This window comes from Pseudomonas sp. LAMO17WK12:I1 (assembly GCF_900177315.1).
GTDB classification, from domain to species: domain Bacteria; phylum Pseudomonadota; class Gammaproteobacteria; order Pseudomonadales; family Pseudomonadaceae; genus Aquipseudomonas; species Aquipseudomonas marginalis.
On record NZ_FWZV01000001.1, the window covers coordinates 410,100 to 432,988 of the forward strand.

The 22,889-nt window shown below is 64.3% G+C and carries 16 protein-coding genes; 11 read left to right on the forward strand and 5 right to left on the reverse strand.

Going from position 1 to position 22,889, the window contains the following annotated elements; all coding sequences use genetic code 11:
• Positions 1-27 precede the first annotated feature (27 nt).
• From B9N88_RS01860 to B9N88_RS01890, 7 genes are all read left to right on the forward strand, one after another.
• Positions 28-2,598, forward strand: a complete 2,571-nt coding sequence (locus tag B9N88_RS01860; protein WP_051429437.1) for a S8 family peptidase — start codon at positions 28-30, stop codon at positions 2,596-2,598.
• 187 nt (positions 2,599-2,785) lie between these two features.
• The gene (locus B9N88_RS01865; protein ID WP_003174327.1) at positions 2,786-3,745 is read left to right on the forward strand and encodes an AAA family ATPase; all 960 of its coding nucleotides are present in this window, start codon (positions 2,786-2,788) and stop codon (positions 3,743-3,745) included.
• A gap of 5 nt (positions 3,746-3,750) precedes the next feature.
• The gene (locus B9N88_RS01870; protein ID WP_027608569.1) at positions 3,751-4,683 is read left to right on the forward strand and encodes a DUF58 domain-containing protein; all 933 of its coding nucleotides are present in this window, start codon (positions 3,751-3,753) and stop codon (positions 4,681-4,683) included.
• Positions 4,680-5,174, forward strand: a complete 495-nt coding sequence (locus tag B9N88_RS01875; protein ID WP_027608570.1) for a DUF4381 domain-containing protein — start codon at positions 4,680-4,682, stop codon at positions 5,172-5,174. The genes B9N88_RS01870 and B9N88_RS01875 overlap by 4 nt, the downstream gene beginning before the upstream one ends.
• Positions 5,167-6,255 carry a vWA domain-containing protein gene (locus B9N88_RS01880; RefSeq protein ID WP_027608571.1) on the forward strand — a complete coding sequence of 363 codons (1,089 nt, stop codon included), beginning with the start codon at positions 5,167-5,169 and terminating at the stop codon, positions 6,253-6,255. The genes B9N88_RS01875 and B9N88_RS01880 overlap by 8 nt, the downstream gene beginning before the upstream one ends.
• A complete protein-coding gene (locus tag B9N88_RS01885; protein ID WP_027608572.1) occupies positions 6,252-7,991 on the forward strand; it encodes a tetratricopeptide repeat protein in 1,740 nt (579 codons plus the stop codon). The genes B9N88_RS01880 and B9N88_RS01885 overlap by 4 nt, the downstream gene beginning before the upstream one ends.
• Positions 7,988-9,628 (forward strand): BatD family protein, encoded by a 1,641-nt coding sequence (locus B9N88_RS01890; protein WP_027608573.1) that lies wholly within the window; start codon positions 7,988-7,990, stop codon positions 9,626-9,628. The genes B9N88_RS01885 and B9N88_RS01890 overlap by 4 nt, the downstream gene beginning before the upstream one ends.
• Before the next feature lie 284 nt (positions 9,629-9,912).
• Here B9N88_RS01890 and B9N88_RS32185 read toward each other — a convergent pair whose 3' ends face one another.
• Positions 9,913-10,143, reverse strand: coding sequence for a hypothetical protein (locus tag B9N88_RS32185; protein ID WP_133822098.1), 231 nt, complete (start codon positions 10,141-10,143; stop codon positions 9,913-9,915).
• Between the two features lie 189 nt (positions 10,144-10,332).
• On the opposite strand from B9N88_RS32185, the gene B9N88_RS01895 reads away from it, so the two are divergent.
• Genes B9N88_RS01895 through B9N88_RS01905 form a run of 3 tightly spaced genes read left to right on the forward strand, consistent with a single transcriptional unit; the run spans position 10,333 to position 15,799 of the window.
• Positions 10,333-11,574, forward strand: coding sequence for an exonuclease SbcCD subunit D C-terminal domain-containing protein (locus B9N88_RS01895; protein ID WP_027608574.1), 1,242 nt, complete (start codon positions 10,333-10,335; stop codon positions 11,572-11,574).
• A complete protein-coding gene (locus B9N88_RS01900; protein ID WP_027608575.1) occupies positions 11,571-15,209 on the forward strand; it encodes an AAA family ATPase in 3,639 nt (1,212 codons plus the stop codon). The genes B9N88_RS01895 and B9N88_RS01900 overlap by 4 nt, the downstream gene beginning before the upstream one ends.
• Positions 15,206-15,799, forward strand: coding sequence for a glutathione S-transferase (locus tag B9N88_RS01905; RefSeq protein WP_027608576.1), 594 nt, complete (start codon positions 15,206-15,208; stop codon positions 15,797-15,799). Before B9N88_RS01900 ends, B9N88_RS01905 begins: the two co-directional genes overlap by 4 nt.
• On the opposite strand, the gene B9N88_RS32785 is transcribed toward B9N88_RS01905, so the two are convergent.
• From B9N88_RS32785 to B9N88_RS01920, 4 genes are all read right to left on the reverse strand, one after another.
• Positions 15,796-15,921 carry a hypothetical protein gene (locus B9N88_RS32785; RefSeq protein ID WP_256097795.1) on the reverse strand — a complete coding sequence of 42 codons (126 nt, stop codon included), beginning with the start codon at positions 15,919-15,921 and terminating at the stop codon, positions 15,796-15,798. The genes B9N88_RS01905 and B9N88_RS32785 overlap by 4 nt on opposite strands.
• A 171-nt stretch (positions 15,922-16,092) precedes the next feature.
• Positions 16,093-16,272, reverse strand: coding sequence for a hypothetical protein (locus B9N88_RS01910; protein WP_027608577.1), 180 nt, complete (start codon positions 16,270-16,272; stop codon positions 16,093-16,095).
• A 156-nt stretch (positions 16,273-16,428) separates the two neighbouring features.
• A complete protein-coding gene (locus tag B9N88_RS01915; RefSeq protein ID WP_027608578.1) occupies positions 16,429-17,604 on the reverse strand; it encodes a lactonase family protein in 1,176 nt (391 codons plus the stop codon).
• Positions 17,591-17,881, reverse strand: a complete 291-nt coding sequence (locus tag B9N88_RS01920) for a DUF5629 family protein (RefSeq protein ID WP_027608579.1) — start codon at positions 17,879-17,881, stop codon at positions 17,591-17,593. The genes B9N88_RS01915 and B9N88_RS01920 overlap by 14 nt, the downstream gene beginning before the upstream one ends.
• Before the next feature lie 139 nt (positions 17,882-18,020).
• Between B9N88_RS01920 and B9N88_RS01925 the strand changes: the two genes are divergently transcribed.
• Positions 18,021-22,877 (forward strand): hypothetical protein, encoded by a 4,857-nt coding sequence (locus tag B9N88_RS01925; protein WP_027608580.1) that lies wholly within the window; start codon positions 18,021-18,023, stop codon positions 22,875-22,877.
• Positions 22,878-22,889: the final 12 nt, after the last annotated feature.

The window sequence follows — 22,889 nt, forward strand, 5'->3', positions numbered from 1 at the left end:
AGCAACGGTGACTGCACGGGTGCCTCGATGAAATCCCTCAGCAAGTTTCTGGCTATTGGCCTTTTGGCCACGGCTTCATCAGCGCTGGCGGCATCCGCAGCCAACATTGACTACTCACATTTGATCCTGCTGATCAAAGATGACGGATCCAGGTCGCGAAATCTTCAGGACCTCGTCGACCCCTCCAGCACCTTCCAGCACCGCGTGCCCAACATCAAGCCGCTGGTAACGCCGAGCAAGGCCCGCACGCTGGCGGATGTAGAAGCCCTGCGCCGGCATCGACTGGACCGCTACTACATCGTCGACACCCGCCACTTGAGCCACAGGCAGGCTGACGCACTGCGCCAGCAACTCAAGCAAGACCCGGTCATAGAAGACGTCGACTTTGAACCCGTGGTGGAGGGCATGCACGAGGACAAGGCCGAACCCATCGCGGGCAGTGCGCGCAGCGGCATACCGGACCATACCGGACGCCAGTACTACCTGCTCGGCCGACAAGCCGTACCGCCCTACAACATCGGCGGTGTAAACGCGGTGAAGGCCTGGACCGTACCCGGTGGCAAGGGCAACAACATGCGGGTGATCTCTTCGGAGATCGATCATTGGGCCTACAACCACGTGGACCTGCCCAAACCTTTTCTGGAAGTCGATGCAGGGGCCATCACCGGCTACCACGACACGGCCAGCGTCGGCACCATCGGCTCCAGGGACAATGGCTTCGGCACCACCGGCATCGTGCCCCATGCACAACTGGGTTATTCGCAATATGGCCCCAGCCGATTGCTGCAAACCGCCGAACTGCTGAGCCCCGGCGATGTGGTGCAATTGGGCGTGCATATGAATTACACGCCCTTTCCAGCAGTCGGTTGCAGCCAGAACTGCTACATGCCCGTGGAATACAACCGAACGGTACGCGACATCATCACCTACCTGACCATGGAAAAAGGTGTGCATGTCGTACTGGCTGCGGCAAACGGCAATATCAACCTGGACCACCCCTACTTCAGCGGCTACTTTGATCGCAACAGATTCGATTCCGGCAGCATCTACGCGGGCGCAGTGTACCCCACGAGCGGTTTGAGAGCCTATTACTCCCAATACGGCCGACGCGTCGACCTGTTCAGTTGGGGCGGCTCCGTCACCACGACGACCTGGACCACCGCCAACCCCACCAGCGCCTATACCCACACCTACAGCGGCACCTCGTCCGCCAACCCGATCATTGCTGGGGTGATGGCATCGCTGCAAGGTGTGGCGCGGGCCAATGGCCTGGGCAACCTCGCACCCAAGGAGCTGCGCAGGATCCTGGTAGAAACCGGCTATCCACAAGCCAACGGCAACCGCACCGAGATTGGCGTGCAGCCGGACCTGGAGGCCGCCATCCGCAAACTGCTTGCCGACGGCGTCGGACAACCGCCCACGGGCCGGCTGGCCATCCCCGAGCAAGCCAAATCGGGAGAGACGTTCAACGGCCATGTCTATGCGCAATCGCCCACGCAAAAACCATTGACCTATCGCTGGAATGCCGACGGGTTTACCCCTCCGGACGGGGATGGGCCGACCTTGTCATTGACCGCACCGCCCGTAACCGCCGATACCCTGACCTCGATTTCCGTGGCGGTGTCCGACGGCACCCACACCCTCAACCTGAGGGAAAACATCACCATCAAGGCCCCTGACGCGCCTCCGGTCGGCGACTGCGCCGCTCCCTGGATTGCGAGCAAGGTGTATGCCGTGGTCGGCGAAAAAGTCTCCTACAGCGGTTACAGCTACCAAGTGGCGCACTGGACGCAAAACGCTCGTCCCGATCTGAACTTTGTTGAAACCGGCTCCGCCAAGCCCTGGCGACGCCTGGGCACCTGCGGCAGCGGGCTGCCGGTCGCCAGGATCACTGGCCCCTCCAGTGTTGAAGCCGGCAAGGCGGTGCTGTTATCGGGGGCCTCCTCCACGGGCCAAGGCTTGCGCTTCGCCTGGGCGGCCACTGGCTTCAACCCGGACTCTTCGGCGCAAGCGTCCAGCAGCTTTATTGCTCCGAATACGGCGGGAACACGCGTCATCACCCTGACCGTCACCGATGAACGCGATCGCCGCGCGACAGCCAGCCACACCCTCACGGTGACCGCCGGCACCCCCGCCAACCGTCCACCCGTCGGCAGCCTGCAGGGCAGCGAAACGGTCGATTCGGGCCAGGTCGTGAGCTTCATCGCCAACGCCAGCGACCCTGACGGCGACCCGATGAGCTACACCTGGACGCGCCCGACCGGCTTCACCGGCACCATCGGCAATACCCGCAGCGTCACCCTCACCGCCCCTGCCGTCACCGGCGATACCCGCGTCACCGTCAGTGTCGTGGTCAGTGACGGGCGCGGCGGTATGCTGCGGCTGGAAAAACCGATCACCGTCAAGGCCCCGCCACCTTCGGGCAGTTGTGGCGATATTCCGGCGTGGTCGCCCACCAAGGTGTATTCAACCTACGCAGAGGCGGTGGCGTACAACGGCATGGTCTACAAACAGAACTTCTACAGCCTCGGTAAACGCCCGGATCTCAACTCTGCCGTGCACAGCCAGCCTTGGCATCCCGGGGTGCCCTGCCGTTGAAGCAGAGGCGGTGAGCGGGCACGCCTGCTCACCGCCCTTTGTGCCTCTCACACAATTTTCCTACAAGTTTTGCTAAAAATACCCCGCGTGCCGTTAGTCGCCACCCCCTGCCATGCATTAAAGTAGGCGCCCCAGGCTGTCGTTTGTTACATGACGCACAGGCTCATCTCTCCAGGAACCGTCATCGATGGAACATCGTGAAGCGCTGCTCGCGCTGCGAACCTTTCTTTCTACGCAGATTCTCGGCCAGGAAAAGCTCATCGATCGCCTGCTGATCGCCCTGCTCGCCGACGGCCATATGCTGGTGGAAGGCGCGCCGGGCCTGGCCAAGACCAAGGCGATCAAAGAGCTGGCCGAAGGCATCGAAGCGCAGTTCCATCGTATCCAGTTCACCCCCGACCTGTTGCCCGCCGACATCACCGGCACCGAGATCTATCGCCCGGAAACCGGCAGCTTCGTGTTCCAGCAAGGGCCGATCTTCCACAACCTGGTACTGGCGGACGAGATCAACCGCGCCCCGGCCAAGGTGCAATCGGCGCTGCTGGAGGCCATGGCCGAGCGCCAGGTCAGCGTCGGGCGCAGTACCTACGACCTGTCCCCGCTGTTTCTGGTGATGGCCACGCAGAACCCCATCGAGCAGGAAGGCACCTACCCGCTGCCCGAAGCCCAGCTCGACCGCTTCCTGATGCACGTCAAGATCGGCTTCCCCGACGCGGCCGTCGAACGGCGCATCCTGCAACAGGCCCGTGGCGAAGCCCTCAACGGCGAAACCAAGCCCGAGCGCCGTGTCAGCCAGCAGGCGATCTTTGCCGCGCGCAAGGAAATCCTCGGCCTGTACATGGCCGATGCGGTGGAGGAATACCTGGTGCAACTGGTCATGGCCACGCGCACCCCGGCCAAGTTCGATCCCGAGATGGCCGAGTGGATCGCCTACGGCGCCAGCCCCCGTGGCTCCATCGCCCTGGATCGCTGCGCGCGCGCCCATGCGTGGCTGGCCGGTCGCGACTTTGTCAGCCCGGAAGACATCCAGGCGGTGCTGTTCGACGTGCTGCGCCATCGCATCATCCTGTCGTTCGAAGCCGAAGCGGCCGGGATTGACCAGGACCGTGTGGTGCAACGCATTCTCGACGTCGTTGCCGTCGCTTGAAGTCGATGAACGCAAGCGATGGGGTGCGCGTCACGCTCAGCGAGCTGATCGAGATGCGCCACCGCGTGCGCGAAGTGCAGCTGTTTTCCACGCCAAGCCAGCGCAGCCCGCTGATCGGCCTGCATCACTCCAAGCTGCGCGGGCGCGGTGTCGACTTCGACCAGGTGCGCGTGTACCAGGCCGGCGACGACGTGCGCACCATCGACTGGCGCGTCACCGCGCGCACCCAGGAGCCGCACACCAAGCTGTTCCACGAAGAACGCGAACGACCGATTTTCATCATGGTGGAGCAAAGCTGCCGGCTGTTTTTCGGCTCGGGGCAAATGTTCAAATCGGTGCTCGCCGCTCAAGCCGCCAGCCTGATCGGCTGGGCCGCGCTGGGGCACAACGACCGCGTCGGCGGGCTAGTGTTCGGCGACAACGAGCACTACGAAATCAAGCCGCGCCGCAGCAAGCAAAGCCTGCTGCAATTGCTCAACCGCCTGGTGCGCGTCAACCAGAGCCTGGACACCGAAAGCCGCCCGGAGGCCGACGCCCTGGGCATGGCCCTGCGCCGTGGCCGCGAAGTGCTGCGTCCCGGCAGCCTGGTAATCGTGATCTGCGACGAACGTGCCCTCACCGAGGGCGCCGAGCAGCAATTGAGCCTGCTGTCACGCCATTGCGACTTGCTGCTGTTGCCGATCTCCGACCCGCTGGACCACGCGCTCCCTGCCGCCGGGCTGCTGCGTTTTGCGCAGCGTGGGGCGCAATTGGAACTGGATACCCTGAACTTCGATTTGCGCCAGGCCTACAAGGCCCAGGCCGAAGCGCGCATCGCCCGCTGGGAACTGCTCGCGCAGAAACTGCGGATCCTGTTGATGCCCCTGAGCACCCAGAGCGAAATGGTCGAACAACTGCGCGAATACCTCAACCCGCAACGCCCGGTTAAAAAGCAATGAGCAGCCTCGACCAACTGCAACCGCTGATCGCCCCGCCGCCCATCGGCTTCTGGCCGCCCGCGCCGGGCTGGTGGCTGTTGCTGCTGGTCATCCCGCTGCTGGGTTGGGGGGTGTGGTCGCTGCGCCGCTTCTTGCCGACTCGACGCCCCCTGGCCCGCGCCGAACAACCGCTGGACCCGCTGCGCATCGCCGCCCTGGCGGAATTGGCGCTGATGCCCAAACCCTACGATGGCGCGCCCGCCGGTGCCTGGCTGCAACAGCTCAATGGCCTGCTCAAGCGCCTGTGCCGCAACGACTATCCCTATAGCCAGAGCCATACCCTCAACGGCCGCAAATGGCTGGCATTCCTCGACAACCGTTGCCCCGCCGCCGGCCTCACGCGCTGGATGGTGCTGGTGGAGGGAGCCTACAAACCCGAATGTAAACTCGACGACAAGGCCATCGCCGGCCTGACCCAAGCGGTCGACACCTGGATTCGCAAACATGTTTGAGTTCGCCTGGCCGTGGATCTTCGTCCTGTTGCCCTTGCCCTGGGTGATGCGGTTCATCCTGCCGGCGGCCGACAGCGGCGAGCCCGCCCTTAAAGTCAGCTACCTCGGCGATCTCGAAAGCCTGGCCCGCCGCCGTGCGCGGGTGAACCTGCCGGGCTGGCGCCAACAGGCGCCCTTCGTGGTGCTGTGGCTGCTGCTGCTGACCGCCGCTGCGCGCCCGGAATGGCTGGGCGAACCACTGCCGATTGCCGCCAGCGGCCGCGATTTGCTGGTGGCGGTGGACGTGTCCGGCTCCATGGACTTCCCCGACATGCACTGGCAGGACGAAGACGTCAGCCGCCTGAACCTGGTCAAGCACCTGCTCGGCGACTTCCTTGAAGGCCGCGAAGGCGACCGCGTGGGCCTGATCCTGTTCGGCAGCCAGGCCTATCTCCAGGCGCCGCTGACCTTTGACCGCCGCACCGTGCGCACCTGGCTGGATGAAGCGCGCATCGGCATCGCCGGCAAGAACACCGCCATTGGCGATGCCATTGGCCTGGCGTTGAAACGCCTGCGCCAGCGGCCTGCGCAAAGCCGCGTATTGATCCTGGTCACCGATGGTGCCAACAACGCCGGGCAGATCAACCCACTGACCGCCGCGCGCCTGGCGGCCGAAGAAGGGGTGAAGATCTACCCCATCGGCATCGGTGCCGACCCCGAGCAAACCGGTTCCCTGGGCATCCTTGGCGTCAACCCGAGCCTGGACCTCGACGAGCCGGCACTCAGGGCGATTGCCGAAGCCACCGGCGGCCAATACTTCCGTGCCCGCGATGGCCAGGAGCTGGAAGCGATCAAGCAGACACTGGACAAGCTCGAGCCCGTCGAACAGCAACCCACCCAGGCGCGCCCGGCGCAGGCGCTGTACAGCGGACCGCTGGCCCTGGCGCTGATCCTGAGCATGTTGCTGGTGATCCACGAACGCTGGCCGAACAACGCTCTGCAACGCGGGTTCAACAAACTGTCGAGCAAGGGGATCTTCCTGCAACAGCATCCGGAATGGCGCCAGCGCCTTAAACGCCTGCGTCTGCGGAGGCGTCGATGATCGCCCTGTGGCCGCATTGGTTCCGCCCTTGGTGGCTGTTGCTGCTGCCGCTGCTTGGCTGGTTGCTGTGGCAGCTGTGGCACCGGCAAAAGCGCGCCGGGCGCTGGCAGATGATCCTGCCGCCGGCCTTCCACGCCGTACTGCTCAGCGGTGGCAGCGGGCGCGAAAGCAAATCGCCATGGGTGTTGCTGGGCCTCGCCTGGCTGTTGGCGGTGCTGGCGTTGCTGGGTCCCAGCTGGCAACGGGTTGAACAAACCAGCCAGAAACCCTCCGACCCGTTGGTGGTGCTGCTCGAACTGACCCCGGAAATGCTCGCCACCGACAGCCCGCCCAACCGCCTCGAACAGGCACGGCGCAAACTCTACGACTTGTTGCAGGCGCGCAGCGATGCGCAAACCGCCATCGTCGTCTATGCCGGCAGCGCCCACACCCTGGTGCCGCTGTCGGACGACCTGGCCACCAGCCGCAACCTGCTCGAGGCCCTGCGCCCCTCGATCATGCCGGAGTCCGGCCACCGCGCCGACCTGGCCGTGGAGAAAGCGCTGGACCTGCTCAAGCATGGCGGCCTGGGCCAGGGTCGCCTGCTGCTGGTCGGCTCATCGCTGTCCAAACAGGAACGCCAGGGCATTCGCCTGCTGCTGCAGGGCAACCAGGCGCCGAGCCTGTCGATCCTGGGCATCGGCAGCCGTGAAGGCACGCCGGTGACCCAGGAAAGCGGCGAATTCCTCAAGGACGAACAAGGCGCAATCCTGGTACCGCGCCTCGACAGCCCGACGCTCAAGGCCTTCGCCAGCGAAATGGGCGGACGCTACCGGGCCGCACGCCTGGACGATAAAGACCTGCGCCAGCTCGGCGTGCTGGACCCGCCCCAAGCCCTGCGCAATGACGGCCAGTTGCTGCACCTCGACACCTGGGCCGACCAGGGTTACTGGCTGCTGCTGCCGCTGTTGCTGCTGGCCGCCTGCGCCGGGCGGCGCGGCTGGTTGTTCTTTCTACCGCTGCTGCTGTTGGGCTCGCCCCAACCCAGCTATGCCTTTGAATTCCAGGATCTGTGGCTGCGTCCGGACCAGCAAGGCCAATACCTGCTCAAGCAGAAACGCCCCGCCGAAGCCGCCGAACATTTCGAGGATGCCCAATGGCAAGGCGTCGCCCTGTACGAGGCCGGCAACTATGCCGAGGCCATCAAGCGGTTTGCCGAGGGTAATGACGCCTATTCCCACTACAATCGCGGCAACGCCCTGGCCAGGTCCGGTGAACTCGAAGCGGCCATCGACGCCTACGAACAAGCCCTGGAAGCCCAGCCCGACCTGCAACCGGCACTGAAAAACAAGGCCCTGGTAGAAGCCCTGATCCAGGAACAGGCAGAACCCGAGCCGCAAACGCAGGCAAAAAACGAGGATGACGAAACCACCCAACCCGGCCAAACTGCGCAACCGGGCGCCACTGGGCAAAATGCCACAGGTGGCGAGCAGTCGTCCCAGGGCCAGGGCGAAGCCGGCAGCGGCGATACCCAGGCCGGCACCCCGCCGCCAGCCGCTGGCAACGACGTGCCGGGCAGCGAGTTGGGCGATGAGCACACCACCACCCCGCCGCTGCTTGCTGCCGACGCCAACCTCGACGGTGAACACCGCCAGGCCCTGGAACAATGGCTGCAGGAGATCCCGGACAATCCCGGCGAACTGCTGCGACGCAAATTCTGGTACGAACAGCAACAGCATCAGGACAAGACTCGATGAGCCGCCGCACCACCCTTCTGCTTCTGCTCGCGTTGTCGGCAGGCCACGCCCAGGCGGCCAGCCTGGTCGCCAGCGTCGACCGCAACCGTCTCAATTCCGGGGAAACGGTGGAACTGACGGTGGAATCCAGCGATGTCACCCAGTTCGGCAAGCCCGACCTGTCGCCCCTGGATGCGCAATTCGAAGTCAGCGGCACGCGCCAGCTCAACCAACTCACGACACTGGGTGGCGATAACCATGCGACCACGCGCTGGATCATTACCCTGCTGCCCAAGCAGAACGGCACGGTGGTGATTCCGCCACTGCAAGTGGGTGAGTACACGACCCAGCCGATCAGCCTGCAAGTGCTGGAAACCACCAGCCAGGACACCAACGCCGAGCTGGCCCCGGTGTTTGTCGAAGCCAACCTCGACCAGACCAGCGTCTATGTGCAGGCCCAGGCATTGTTGACCGTGCGCGTGTACCACTCGGTGTCGCTGTATGACGACAGCAGTCTCACGCCGTTGCAGATCCCCGATGCCCGTGTCGAACAGTTGGGCGAGTCGCGCACCTACGAAAAGGTCATCAACAGCATCCGCCATGGCGTGATCGAAACCCGCTACGCGATCTACCCGCAGCACAGCGGCACCCTGGAGATTCCGTCGCAGACGTTCAGCGCCACGCTGGTGGAGTCGCGTCCACCCCAGGAAAACACGCTGCAGGGCACCAAGCCCGGCAAGCTGATCCATGTGAGTTCGGCGGCGCTGCCACTGGCGGTCAAGCCCAAGCCCGCGCTGTACCCCGTCGATGCCCCCTGGCTGCCGGCCCGCAGCCTCACGCTCACCGAGAGCTGGAACCCGGAGCCGGAACATGTACAAGTCGGCGACTCCCTGACCCGCAGCCTGACCGTCAAGGCCGAGGGCCTGTCCAGCGCCCAACTGCCGGCCCTGCCCAGCACCGACATCAACGGCCTGCGCCGCTACCCGGACCAGCCGGTGCTCGGCAACCAGACCAGTGACCGTGGCCTGATCGGCAGTCGCGAGGACCGTGAGGCCCTGGTGCCCAACCGGGTCGGCGCCCTGGAACTGCCTGCCGTCGAGGTGGTGTGGTGGAACACCCACGAGGACCATCTGGAACGCACCAGCCTGCCGGCCCGCACCCTGCAAGTGGCCAACAACCCCAGCCTGGCGGTGGACACGCCGGCCACCCCAACCATCATCACCGCACCGGACGACAGCCGCCTGTGGCTGTGGCAACTCAGCACCCTGCTCCTGGCCTGCACCACCCTGCTGGGCTTCGGCCTGTGGTGGCGGGCCCGTCGGCAACCGGCGGTACTGCGCGCCACGCAAACCGGCCCGAGCCCGCGCACCCTGCTCGACGACCTCAAGCGTGCCACCCAGGCCAACGACCCCCAGGCCACCCGCCAGGCGCTGGATGCCTGGGCGCGGCAACAGCCGGAAACGTTGGCGGATATGGCGGCACGGTTCGTGCCGTTGTCGGATGCATTGGATGGGCTCAATGGCGCGCTGTACAGCGAAAGCGGTCAATACTGGCTGGGCGAAGAGCTGTGGCGTGCGGTCAAGGCCATCCCCATGGCCGAGCGCGAGCAGGACCCGGCGACGGACACCACCAGTTTGCCGCCGCTGTATCCCAAATAAGCCCTCCCAGATTTGACTCGTGCTGCCTGGGGACCTGCATTGTTAAAGGCCAGCAATCCAGAGCCCGTTAAAATTGCAGGACGTGCATTTGATCAGCAACGCCACCACCCTCGCCGACGGAGCGGCGGGCCGCATCCAGGGTGGACACCCTCCTTTGAATATTCCCGCGTGGGGCGTGGAAATAATCAATCAAAGGACATCCACCGTCTAAAGGTTCACGAAGGCGTTAAAGCAGGCCCTACTGATTGGCAGACAATGCCGATGAGCACTCCTGCATCGGCTCCTTATGATGTGGGTTTTCCGGAATCGAACCAGTTGACCATAAACCGCGCGTAATCAGCGCCAGCCTCAGCCAGTTTTTGATCGCGCTTTCCATTGGTCACACTTTCAAGCACTTCCCTGGGAGTCATTGGCTTTTCCTTTGACTCGCTTTTTCTTTCCGGCGTCTGATGATGTAGGGGAGGTAAGGTGAACGAGTAACGAAGGTGATCACCACCGGGATTAGTTTCAATCATATTCAATTTATCCTTCAAACAGTTCATAGGTATCCCACCTTCAGCTGGGACCTGTTTTGAGTGCATGTTCATCAGCGGTCAGTTCCAAGCGCGCCTGGTAACAGGGTATTTACAGGTAAACTCTCCAGCTTTATCGCCCTGCTTTGTTTTCGGCGGCCATTCATCCTCTTTTCCTCTACGGAGTTCGCCTTGCGTCTGTTCCACACCTCCGACTGGCACCTGGGCCAAAACCTCCACGGCCAGGAACGCGACTTCGAACACGCCTGCTTCCTCGAGTGGCTGCTGCGCCAGATCGCGGCCCAGCAACCCGATGTGCTGTTGATCGCCGGCGATATCTTCGACACGGTCAACCCGCCGCTCAAGGCCCAGGAGCGCCTGTACGATTTCATCATCAGCGCCCACGAACAAAACCCCAAGCTGACCATTGTGATGATCGCCGGCAACCACGACTCCGGCTCGCGGATCGAGCTGCCCGCGCCGTTGATGCGGCGCCTGCGCACCCATGCGCTGGGCCGCGTGCTGTGGCTGGACGACGGCCAGCTGGACGCCGAACGCCTGCTGATTCCCCTGCCGGATGCCAAGGGCAAGGTCGCCGCGTGGTGCCTGGCGCTGCCGTTCCTGCGCCCGGCGGAAGTCACCGGTGCCCACCTGGGTGACGACTACCTGCAGGGTATCGGCCAGGTCCATGAATGGCTGATCGCGGCGGCCAACGCCAAACGCAAGAAAGGCCAGGCGTTGATTGCCATCAGCCATGCGCACATGGCCGGCGGTTCGGTGTCGGAAGATTCCGAGCGCAGCCTGATCATCGGCAATGCCGAGGCGCTGCCGGCCAAACTGTTCGACAAAAGTGTCGGCTATGTTGCCCTCGGCCATTTGCACAAGCCGCAAAAGGTCAATGGCGAGGAGCGCATTCGCTACAGCGGCTCGCCGATACCGCTGTCGTTTTCCGAAATTGGCTATAAGCACCAGATCCTCGACGTGACGTTCCAGGGCGAACGACTGGTCAGCGTCGAACCGCTGCTGATTCCCCGCTCGGTCAACCTGCAACGCCTGGAAGCCGCGCCCCTGGCGGACATCCTCAAGGCCCTGGCAGAGTTGCCCGACATCGACCTACTCGCCGAAACCCAGCGCCACCCCTGGCTGGAAGTGCGCGTACGCCTCGACGAACCGCAACCGGACCTGCGCCAGCAAATCGAAACCGCCCTGCAAGGCAAGGCCGTACGCCTGGTGCGCATCGCCGCCGAATACGCCGGCCAAGGCCGCCGCGACGACAGCAACGAAGACGCACTGATCGAACTCGACCAGCTCACGCCCCAGGAATTGTTCAGCCGTGCCTGGCAGGACAGCTACGGCAGTGAAGTGGATGAACAGACCTTGAAGGATTTCGCCGTGCTGCTCCAGGAAGTGCAACAGGCAGGTGAACAGCCATGAAGATTCTTGCCATTCGCCTGAAAAACCTCGCCTCCCTGGCCGGGCCATTCGAGATCGACTTTACCGCCGAGCCCCTGGCCAGTGCCGGGCTGTTCGCGATTACCGGGCCGACCGGCGCCGGTAAAAGCACCCTGCTCGATGCCCTGTGCCTGGCGCTGTTTGGCGCCGTGCCACGCCTGGGCGATACCGGCCAGGCCAAGATGCCGGATGCCGACAGCGATATCTCCATCGGCGATCCACGCACCCTGATCCGGCGCGGCACCGGTGGCGGCTACGCCGAAGTGGACTTTGTCGGTGTCAGCGGCCGTCGCTACCGGGCGCGCTGGGAAGCCAATCGCGCCCGCGACAAGGCCAGCGGCAAATTGCAGAACAGTCGGCAGAGCCTGATCGACCTGGACAGCGACCAACTGCTGGCGAGCCAGAAGACCGAATACAAGACCCAGCTGGAATTGGCCCTGGGCCTGAACTTCGAGCAGTTCACCCGCGCCGTGCTGCTGGCCCAGAGTGAGTTCAGCGCCTTCCTCAAGGCCAACGACAACGAACGCAGCGAACTGCTGGAAAAGCTCACCGACACCGCGCTGTACACCCAGCTCGGCCGCCGTGCGTTCGACAAGGCCAAGGACGCCAAGGACGCGCACAAACACCTGCAGGACCAGGCCACCGGCGTGGTGCCCCTGGCCCCCGAGGCGCGCGCCGAACTGGACCGGCAATTCGACGCGGCCCAGCAACAGCTCAAGACCCAACAGGCCCAACTCAAGCAATTGGAGTTACAGCACACCTGGCTCAAGGAACTGCGCGAATGGCAGGACCGCCAGCGCAGTGCCACCGAGCAGCTCCAGCGTGCGCAAGCGGAGTGGGACAACCAGGCCACGCAGCGCCAGGACCTGAGCCGCCTCGACCAACTGGCACCGCAGCGCCATCAGTTTGCGCGCAGGGCTGAACTGCTCACCTTGCTGACGCCACTGGCCGCGCAGATTCAGCAGTACACCGAGCAACAGGCTGAACTGCAGACCCGCCAGGTGCAACTGCAACAACAGCAGACCGCGGCCCAGACGGCGCTGGTTGACGCACAGCAGCAACAAACTGCCGCCGCGCCCCTGCTACGCCAAGCCTTCGATGCGCAAAACACCCTCGCCCACCTGACCGAGAGCCTGGGCAAATTTGCGTCTGAAAAACAGTTGGCGCAAACCGCCTGCACTGAAGGTCAAGCCAACTTGAATGGCTTGCTCGACAAGCAAAAACAAGTCGACGAGCGCCTGCAACGCCTCGCCGCCGAACTGGAGCGCAGCAGCGCCCTCGCGCCGCTGGGCGATGCCTGGAACGCCTACCGCGATCGCTTGCAACAGTTGATGCTGATCGGTAATCGCCTGAAAAAAGGCCAGGCCGAACTGCCAGACCTTGAACAGCGTGCTACCAGCGCCGCAGAAAAATTTGCCCAGCAACGCGAAGCCCTCGACCTGCTGTATCAAGAAGCCGGCGCCGAACCCCATGCCGTGGCCGAACAGGTGCAACTGCTGGCCAGCCTGTTGCAGGACAATCGCAAGCAGCAGCGCGCCTTCGAAGACCTGTCACGTCTGTGGGACAGCCAGCAGCAGCTGGAGCAGCAAGCGGTCGCCCTCACGCAAAAGCTCGCCGATGCCGCCCGGCAACGCGACCAACTGAACCAGACCGGCCTGCAAACCAAGGCCGAGCTGGCCGTGGCTGAACAGACCCTGACGGTGACCAAGCAACTCTTGGAGCGCCAGCGCCTGGCCCGCAGTGCCAGCGTCGAGGAATTGCGCGAGCAGCTGCAGGACGGCCAGCCCTGCCCGGTGTGTGGCAGCCACGAGCACCCGTACCACCAGCCCGAAGCCTTGCTGCACAGTCTCGGGCGCCACGACGACAACGAAGAGGCCACGGCGCAGAAAGCGGTCGATACCCTCAAGGAAAAACTCACCGAACTGCGCGGTGAAGTCGGCGGCCTGATCGCCCAGCAAAAAGAATTCCTGCAACAACAGGAACACCTGGTCACCCAACAGCAGGCGCTCCAGCCCAGCCTGGACGCGCACCCACTGGCAGCCTCGCTGTTCAATCAGGACGCAGCCAAACGCAGCCATTGGTTGGCCCAGCAACTCAGCCAACTGACCCAAAGCATCACCCAGGACGAACAGCGCCAGGGCGCCCTGCTCAACCTTCAGCAAAACGCCGGGCGCTTGCAGCAACAACTGCAAGCCGCCCAGGACGCGAGCCAGCAGGCGCGCCAATTGCTGGTGGACCAGCAGCGCGAGCTGTCCAACGACCGCGAGCGCCTCGACGAAGAACTCAACGCCTTCGCCAGCCTGCTCCCCGCCGACACCCTGGAAGGCCTGCGCAGCGACCCGGCCGCGACCTTTATGCAGTTGGACCAGCAGGTCAGCCAACGCCTTGAACAACTGGGCCATCAGAAGGATGAGCTGGCCGAGCAGCAGGAACGCCAGCAGGCCATCGAGAAAGAGCACACGCACCAGCAGCATCGCCAACAGCAACTCGAGGCCCTCAACCAGCAATTTACCGAGCTGGTCGCGCAGCAACAGGCCGCCCAGGAAAAACTCGGGGCCTTGCTGGGCGAGCACGCCAGCGCCGAACACTGGCAACAGCAACTGGAACAGGCCGTGGAGCAGGCACGCCAGAGCGAGACGGACGCCAACCAGCAGTTGCAGGACATCCGCAACCAACTGATCCAACTGGCCGCCGACCTCAAGGCCCAGCAGGAGCGCGAGCAAGCTTTCGAAGCCGAACAGCACAGCCTCGATGCCCGCACCACCGAATGGCGCGCCCTGCACCCCGAGCTGGATGACGAGGGCCTGGCGCGTCTGCTGGCGTTTGATGACACACACATCGCCACGCTGCGCGAACATCTGCACAGCAGCGAAAAAGCCGTCGAGCAAGCCAAGGTATTGCTGCTGGAACGCGAACAACGCCTCGCCGAACACCAGGCCCTGCACAACGGCAACCTGGACGCCGAACAACTCGACGGCGCCCTCGCTGCGCTCAATCAACACTTGGCCGACGGCGAAAAACACTGCGCCGAACTGCGCGCGCGCCAGTCCGAAGACCAGCGTCGCCAGAACGCCAACAGTGCCCTGGCCGAACAGATCGCCAAGGCCTATGACGAGTGGCAACGCTGGGCACGCCTGAACGCACTGATCGGCTCGGCCACCGGCGATACCTTCCGCAAGATCGCCCAGGCCTACAACCTCGACCTGCTGGTGCACCATGCCAACGTGCAACTGCGCCAATTGGTGCGCCGCTACCGTCTCAAGCGCGGCGGCAGCATGTTGGGCCTGCTGGTGATGGACACGGAAATGGGCGATGAACTGCGCTCGGTGCATTCGTTGTCCGGCGGCGAGACGTTCCTGGTGTCCCTGGCCTTGGCCCTGGGCCTGGCATCGATGGCCTCCAGCACCTTGAAGATCGAATCGCTGTTTATCGACGAGGGCTTTGGCAGCCTCGACCCCGAGTCCCTGCAATTGGCCATGGACGCCCTCGACGGCTTACAGGCCCAGGGGCGCAAGGTGGCGGTGATCTCCCACGTGCAGGAAATGCACGAACGCATCCCGGTGCAGATCCAGGTCAAGCGCCAGGGCAACGGCCTGAGCACCCTGGAGGTCAAGTGAGCGAGGCGCTGCTGTATTCGTTCCGGCGCTGCCCCTATGCGATGCGCGCACGCCTGGCGCTGCGCTACTCGGGGGTGGCGGTGCGGATTGTCGAGGTGAGCCTCAAGGCCAAGCCGGCGGAGATGCTGGCACTGTCGCCCAAGGGCACGGTGCCGGTGCTGGTGGTGGATGGCGAGGTGATCGACGAGAGCCTGGCGATCATGCAATGGGCCTTGGCCCGGCATGATCCGGATCACTGGTTATTGCAGGGGGATCCGGCGGTACTTGAGCTGATCGCCGAGAACGATTCAACCTTTAAACATCACTTGAATCGATACAAGTACCCCGAACGCTATCCCGAGCAGCCGGTGGAACACTATCGAGCCGAAGGCGAGGTGTTCTTGCAGAAGCTCGAGGGGTTGCTGGCCACTCGCGCCTATCTGCTGGCCGACCACCCTGGCCTGGCGGACATGGCGCTCGCGCCGTTTATACGGCAGTTTGCCCACGTGGACCGCGAATGGTTTGCCGGTACGCCGTACAAAGCGTTGCAACGCTGGTTGGAAGAATTCCTGCAATCGCCCCTGTTTATCGGCGTGATGGCGAAGACTTAGCCTTCGATCAGACTCAACAACCGCTCGCGAGCGATCTCCGGTTCGCCGTCCGTCAACTGCACGGATGACAGGATCGGGGTGGAATAAAGGGCGAGGATAAGTGCGGCGAGTCGAAGTGCCATGCTGTCGATTCCATGAAAGAGCGCGTCAATATTTAAGCGTCAATTTAAACACATGGCAATGCGCCATTACCTCATTTTTTTCTTCGACAGCTGCACAAACGCCAAACCACTCGAACGCGCGTTTACGTTCCAGTGGTTTGGCGTCTGCTTGTGTGCAGGGTCAATCAGCGCTCATTGCTGGGTCTTGTGATCCAGGGCGGCGTAGAAGTTGGCGCTTTGTTGCAGGTATTTCTGGGTGTAGGCGCTGGTGCTGGATTTTTTGCCGCTGACTTCCACGCTGGCGGCGGCAGGCAGGGCGACGGTGGCGGAAACGGCGGAGGCGGCGATGACGGAGAAGAGATTCAAGTTCATGTCGGTAACCCTTGTGTTCGTTCGGTTGGATGGCCGGGGAAGGCCTTGGAACCCAACTTACGCCCGAGGATTGAACCTTAGAAATGCTTTGAAACAGTAGCCGCTATTAATACAATTAATACTAAGGGTCAGGCCCCGCATGGCGGGGCCTGTGGCTTATTGACGCACCAGGAACTTGAGGTCGCTGGGGGCATCGATCGGCAGTTTCTGCACGGTTTTACCCAGCAGGCCGGTCTTGGGGTCACGTTCGACCACCACGATTTCGTTGCTCTTCTGGTTGGCGATCAGCAGGAACTTGCCGCTCGGATCGAGGCTGAACTCCCGCGGGTGGTCGCCTTCGACGCTGCGGCGCTGCAGCTCCGTGAGGTGGGCGGTGGCCGGGTCCACGCCAAATACGATGATCTGGTTGGCGGTGCCGCGATTGCTCACGTACAGGAACTTGCCATCGCTGGAGGCGTGCAGTGCGGCGCCGGCCTTGTCGGATACCGGTTGGCCGGCGGCGAAGTCCACCAGTTGGGTCTGGCTGAGCTTGCCATCGGTGTAATCGAAGACCGCAACCTGGGCGCTCATCTCGGTGGTCAGCCAGGCATGCTTGCCATCGGCGCTGAACAACAGGTGACGCGGGCCGCTGCCCGGTGGCAGTGGCACAAAGGCCGGATCGGCCGGGGTCAGCGGCAGCTCGTGGTTGGCCTTGGGGTCGTAGCGATAGGCGAACAGCTTGTCCGCCCCAAGGTCCTGCACAAACACGTACTTGCCATCCGGCGACGACACCACCGAATGCACATGGTTGGAGGCCTGGCGCTCAGGGTTCACGCGACTGGCCGGGTGTGCACTCAACTGCACCGGTGCCGACAGCTTGCCCTCGGCATCCACCGGCAGCACCGCCAGGCTGCCGCCCGGATCTTCCAGCACCGAATAGTTGGCGACGAACAGGTAGCGCCCATCCGCCGCGACGCTGGAATGGGTCGGCTCGTTGCCCAGGCTCTGCACCTGATTGACCAGGGTGAGCTGATGATTCTTCGGGTCGATGCGGTAGCTGCTGACGCGGCCGACCGGGTCTTGCTGGCCCGGGCCGTTTTCATTGACCACAAACAGGTGCTTCTGGTCTTTGGAGACCGTCAGCCACGAAGGGTTGGCGGACTTCGCCGCCAGTACCGGCTTGCCTTGGAACTGGCCGGTGCGGCTGTCGAATTGCAGGCGATAAATGCCTTCGCTGGAGCCGGCGGTGTAGCTGCCCACCAGCAACTCATAGGTGTCCGCCGGTGCAGCCTGCACCGACATCGCACCCACACTGCCGGCCATCAGCAGCGGCCAGAATTTACGCATCATCATGCTCGTCTTCCTCGTCGTTATTGTTGCCGGTGAAGGCGGCCATGCACACCAGGCGGTGCTCGCCCGAATCACCGGTGAGGGTCCAGCTTTGCAAGGCGTCATCGAAGGTTGCGGCCTGCACCTGCACCAGGCTGAAGGACCAACGTTTCTCGGCCCGGCCGTCCATGCTCTTGATCAGCAACTGTTGATCGTCGAGGCTGAAATCAAAGGCATGCAGCCCATCGATTTCGAGCATGTCGCTGGTGTGGAGTTCAGTAAGCAGGGAAGCGGCAGTCATCAGGCTCATTCATCGCTGGAAAAAACGCTGATGATAGGCCAATCCGGCCACGCCGTCGTGTCGCGATAGCGGGCTACCGCACGGCAGCGGCCGGCGCTTGCCATTCTGGGGGCGAACTCCCCACAGAATGGAATCTCCTATGCCAGACACTTCAAACGCCCCGCCGGCAGGGCCGCTGCACTTCGCACACCGCAGCAACACCCCGGCCCTGGCGGTCGCCCAGCAGTTCGCCACACGCCCGACGTTACGCCAGGTGGTCGAACGGCACCTGCACGAACGCCTGCAGGAACAGTTCCCGGCGCTGCCCCTGGACCTGCCCACCCTCAAGCTGGCCACCCCCAACCAGCGGCGCGGCTGGGACCTCAGGCGCTTGACCGATGTGGTCCTCGAGCATTTGGGCAATGGTACGGCCCTGAACCTGACCCAGGTGGTCGACCAACGCCGCTGCTTCCTGTCCCAGCGCCCGCCCTCGCGCTTGACCTATGAGGCCAATGGCCCCCGCGAGCCGGACATGGCGGTGATCGAACGGCTGATCCTGGACCTGGCCTTCACCCTGCCCATCGCTTTTCAGCAAACCCTGGCCACCTATTGGAACGGCGCTGCCGACACCGGCAGCAGCCGCTGGCAATGGCTTGGCGATCTACTGGCGGACACCCTCAAAAGCAGCGCCAGCCTGCTGCCCGCCGGCACGCCTCGGAACATGCTGGACAGCGTGACCCGCCAGCCTGACCGACGTGAACGCCAGGCCGGGCCCAACGGATTTGTGCATGCTTACTGCCTGGAAGCCTGTGTGATCCGGCACGGCCGTGAAGCCCGCCTGCTGAGCAGCGACCTGCTGTTGGTGCAAGGCCAGCAGGCCTTGCTGTGCCAGGCGTCGGGCAGCGTCGAGCCATTCGCCTCACTGGAGGTCTTCACCCAGGCCTGGGGCCAGCGCCTGAGCCAGCGGTTGCAGGTCGACAAGGTGGTGGTCAGGCGCTACGAGCCCGATGGCAATCTCTTCGATACCCAGGCCGCCCTGTTGCTCAACCAGCAACTGGATGACCTCGAAGCCATCGCCCTGCCCGCCTCCGACGGCGTGCGCAGCCTGGAGCAGCGTTTTGCCCTGGCGACAGACCCCAGCGCCGCCTTTGTCGCTGCGCCGGCACCCGACCCGACACATCAGGACGCCATCCAGACGGCGTTGCCCGCCTGGCTGCAGAGCGCCAATGCCCAGCAGCGTTTCGCCTATCGCCAAGGGCTGTTGGAACAGGCCCGCCTGCAACGCCTGCAGGCCGGGGCGTCGTTCCTGGACGGGGTCGAGAGCCTGCCGGCCTTTGCCTCCCGCACCCTGCGCGAGCAGATGCGCCGCGACCACCCTGGCGCCAGCGTGGAACCGGACAACCTGCGGCTGACCTTCCACGTCCCGGTGGGTGACCTGCACAGCGGCTACCTGGCACCGGTGACCCTGGGCCTGACCGAGCTGGCGATCAAGAACCTCGCCGCCGCGCCGCACGGCCGCATGACCCTGCAGGACACTTCCGGGGCCGTCCTCCCGGCCTGGCTGACCGAGGACTATATCCTCGGGGAAAAAGGCCTGTTCCACAGCACGCCCGGCCTGATCCGCCAAGTGGATATCGGCCGGCGCTACCCGCAACAGCTGCGCGACCTGCTGCTGGGCGACAACCCGCAGGTACGCCGGCGTGAGACGCTGTTCGGCCAGGCGCTGACCGTGCAACTGCCGCACCAGGCCCTGGAACTGGCGATTCGCGGGCAACAGGGCTTCAGCTTCCTGGGGTATCGCTACGTCAAGGCGGTGCTGCACGCCAGCGCGGCGGGGCGCGTGGTCGACACCCTCGACATCGTGATGCGCCCGCTGGCCTTCGCCCGCAAGCCCGCTGCCGTGCCGGATATCGTCGGCAACATGTTTATCATCGAACCCCGTGACATCGACGCCGGGCCGTCGATTCTCTATCGCCCGCTGTACTCTGACGCGTTGCAGCAATTCGCCAGCCGCGCGGCCCTGTTCGACGCCATCGCCCAGCCCGGTGCACTGCAAGACAGCGTGCTGGCCTGGATGAGCGACAAGGCCCGGCCGATCTACAGCCACGGCGGCTTCCGCAGCCCGCATATCCTGCGCTTCGGCCAGGGCGACGACACGGTGCAGTGGCCGGCGCCGCCGCCCGCGCAGTTGGTACAGGAGTTCAATGGCAGCGAAGTCGAGGGTTCCCTGGCGCAATGCCTGGCCACCGGCAACCTGACCCAGTACCTCTACGGCAGCAACGCCCGGGCGCTGGTGGACCTGGCGGATCGCGACGCGGTGTCCAATGCCGAAAGCCGTTGGGCGGTGTTGCTCGAAGGTGGCTGGCTGCTGTTCAACGCCCTGCTCTTGCCGCTGCTGCGCGGGCCGGCGCTGGTTGCAGGCTGGATGGTGCAACTGGCGGTCAGCCTGCGGCACGATATGGCCGCCCTGCACGGCGACGACGCCGCCGCCCGCGAACTGGCCTGGGTCGACGTGCTGCTCAACATCGGCCTGATCCTGCTGCACATGGCCCCCCGGCAACACCCGACCCTCGAGTTACCCTCGGAGCCCGCCTTACCGGCCACCCTCGCGGCCCTGCAGCGCCCGCCAGGCCTTGCGCCCCGTCCGGCCACACCAGTGGAACTGGGCCCGGTGGGCCTGCCCGCAGAGCCGCCGGCCGGCGACCGCACCCTGGTCGACTTTGTCCATTCCAACGCCCGCGACGCCAGCCGCCGGCGCCTGCTCGAAGCCCTGCGCGAACTGCATGTGCCATGGCCGGTGCCGGCCCCCGAGCCGCTGGACGCCGGCATGTTCAAAGGGCTGTATCGCATCGACCAGCAATGGCATGCCTCGGTGGGCGGCCTGCTGTTTCGGGTAAACATCGCCGCGGACCTGGGTGAGGTGTGGCTGATCCATCCGCAGAAACCGCAGCATCCAGGCTTCGTACTGGTGCGCAATGCCCAGGGCCAATGGGGCCTGGACCTGGGCCTGAAACTGCGCGGCGGCGGGCCGAAAAACCGCCTCAAGGCCAAGCTGGCCCACATCGACCAGCAGCGCACCCAAGCGTCGGAGGAGATCAATCGCATCAGTGATGAGGTCAGCGGCCTGATCAAACGCCTGCAGCCTATCGACCAGGTGCTGGATGCCGCCCGGCAGAAGTTCGAGCAGGCCCATAACGCCCTGGGTCTGGCCCGCACCCGCTTGCGCAGCGCACCTGACGACCCGGCGCGGGTGGCCGAGCACCTCGCCAGCGTCGCCCAGCGCTCCCGGGCCAGGGCCGGGTTCCAGGTGTTTCAGGAGCGCTTCGATGCGGCCGCCGCCGAGTTGCTGCAACAACGGCGCGCCTTGATCGAGGCCTACGGGCGGATGAAAGCCGTGGACAGCCGCTTCGACTACGAAGGGCAATGTGTGGAGCAATATCAGTCGATCCTGGCCACCGATGAAATTCGCGTCAGCCAGTTGTCGTCCCTGTACCTGGCCACGTTTGTGTCCGAGCAGGGCGAATCGCTGATCGAGCTGCAAGGCAGCGCCCAGGATGTGCAGGCGCTGCGCTATGTCAACGACCTGCTGGAAACCAACTTTGCCGTGTCCGAGCGCCATGCCCAGGCGATGATTGCCATCGAGGACACCCTGGAGGCGATGGCCGCACGCTTGAAAACCGGCGCGGCCCAGCGCCTGAATTACCTCAACGGGCATCCCAAGCGCCGGTTCTACAACCGCCTCAATGCCACCCTCGAATCCCTGGATGTGCTCACCGAGTTGAGCATCGACCGGACGATCCCGGCCAGCACCCCGCAGGAGCACTATTTCCTCGCGCGCCATGGGCACCTGCAATCCTCCCTGTCTGCCCTGGAAGACTCCCACCTGGACCTGCTGACCACCGAAGGTTTCACCACGACCGAACGCAAGGAGGTGCTGACCAACCTGGTCAGGCACTACAACCGGCGCCTGCAGATTTACCAGAGCCTGCTGGAACTCGATTCGCCCCTGGCGCACCCGCGCTACATGCCGCTGCTGATCGAGCGGTTGAACACCGTGCGCGACAGCGCCGAGGCCGACCTGGCGGCGCTGCTGCGCGAAGATGAATTCCTGCCGCCGCAACCGGGGGCCTTCAAACCGGTACAGGCTCCGTCAAGAACCAAACGGGTGTTCAAGTCGCGGGACAAGGGCCCCCTGGTGGGTGACTTGGAGCCGGCGCAGCGTGACCAGCCCTTCCCCACCATCGTGACCCGCAACCCCATTACCCAGCAGGTCAGCGGGCGCTTTATGGAGCACCCCAACGAGGGTTGGGTGGAAATTGTCGAGGCCAGGCCCAGCCGTCCCGCCGAGCCACCCCAGGCACCGGCGCTGTCCACACTGCGCGCCCAGGCGCAACGATTGCTGGAAGAGGTGCCGGCCATCGAGCGCTCCATCGACTTCCAGAAACGCAAACTCAGCGACCCGACGCGTCGCGATGACCTCAACCCGCGTGACTGGCACGACATGCTCGCGCACCAGGCCGAGCGCCTCGACAGCGTCGCGACAGAATTGTCCAGCCACGCGGCCGACAAGCCGGACGTGCTCCAAACCGTCGAGCGCCTGCGCCTGCGCGCCGAGGATTTGCGCACCCAAGGCCGCCAGCATTGCATCGAGGGTTACAAGGCCCAGCGCCCGCGCCAGGAAAACATCGAATTCCTGCGCGCCCATGCCGCCGTCGACATCGGCCTGGTCCACGGCCCGCAACGCACCGCCGCCAAGGACTATGTGTCGGAGTTCGCCGTGCGCGAGAAAAACCGCCTCACGGTGCTGTGGTATGCGCACTTTCACTACAGCCAGGCCGACAGCCCGCCGGGCGCTTATACGGCGGCCCACCTCAAGCGCCCCGAACAGCGTTTTGTCACCCTCCGGGACCTGATCGCCCAGGCCGGGGCAGATAACCGAAGCATCGTGCGCGACCTGTACAACCCGATCACGGCACCGCTGGATCAGCGTCTGTTCCTGAGCCTGCTGCCCGCCTGAACCCCCGCCATG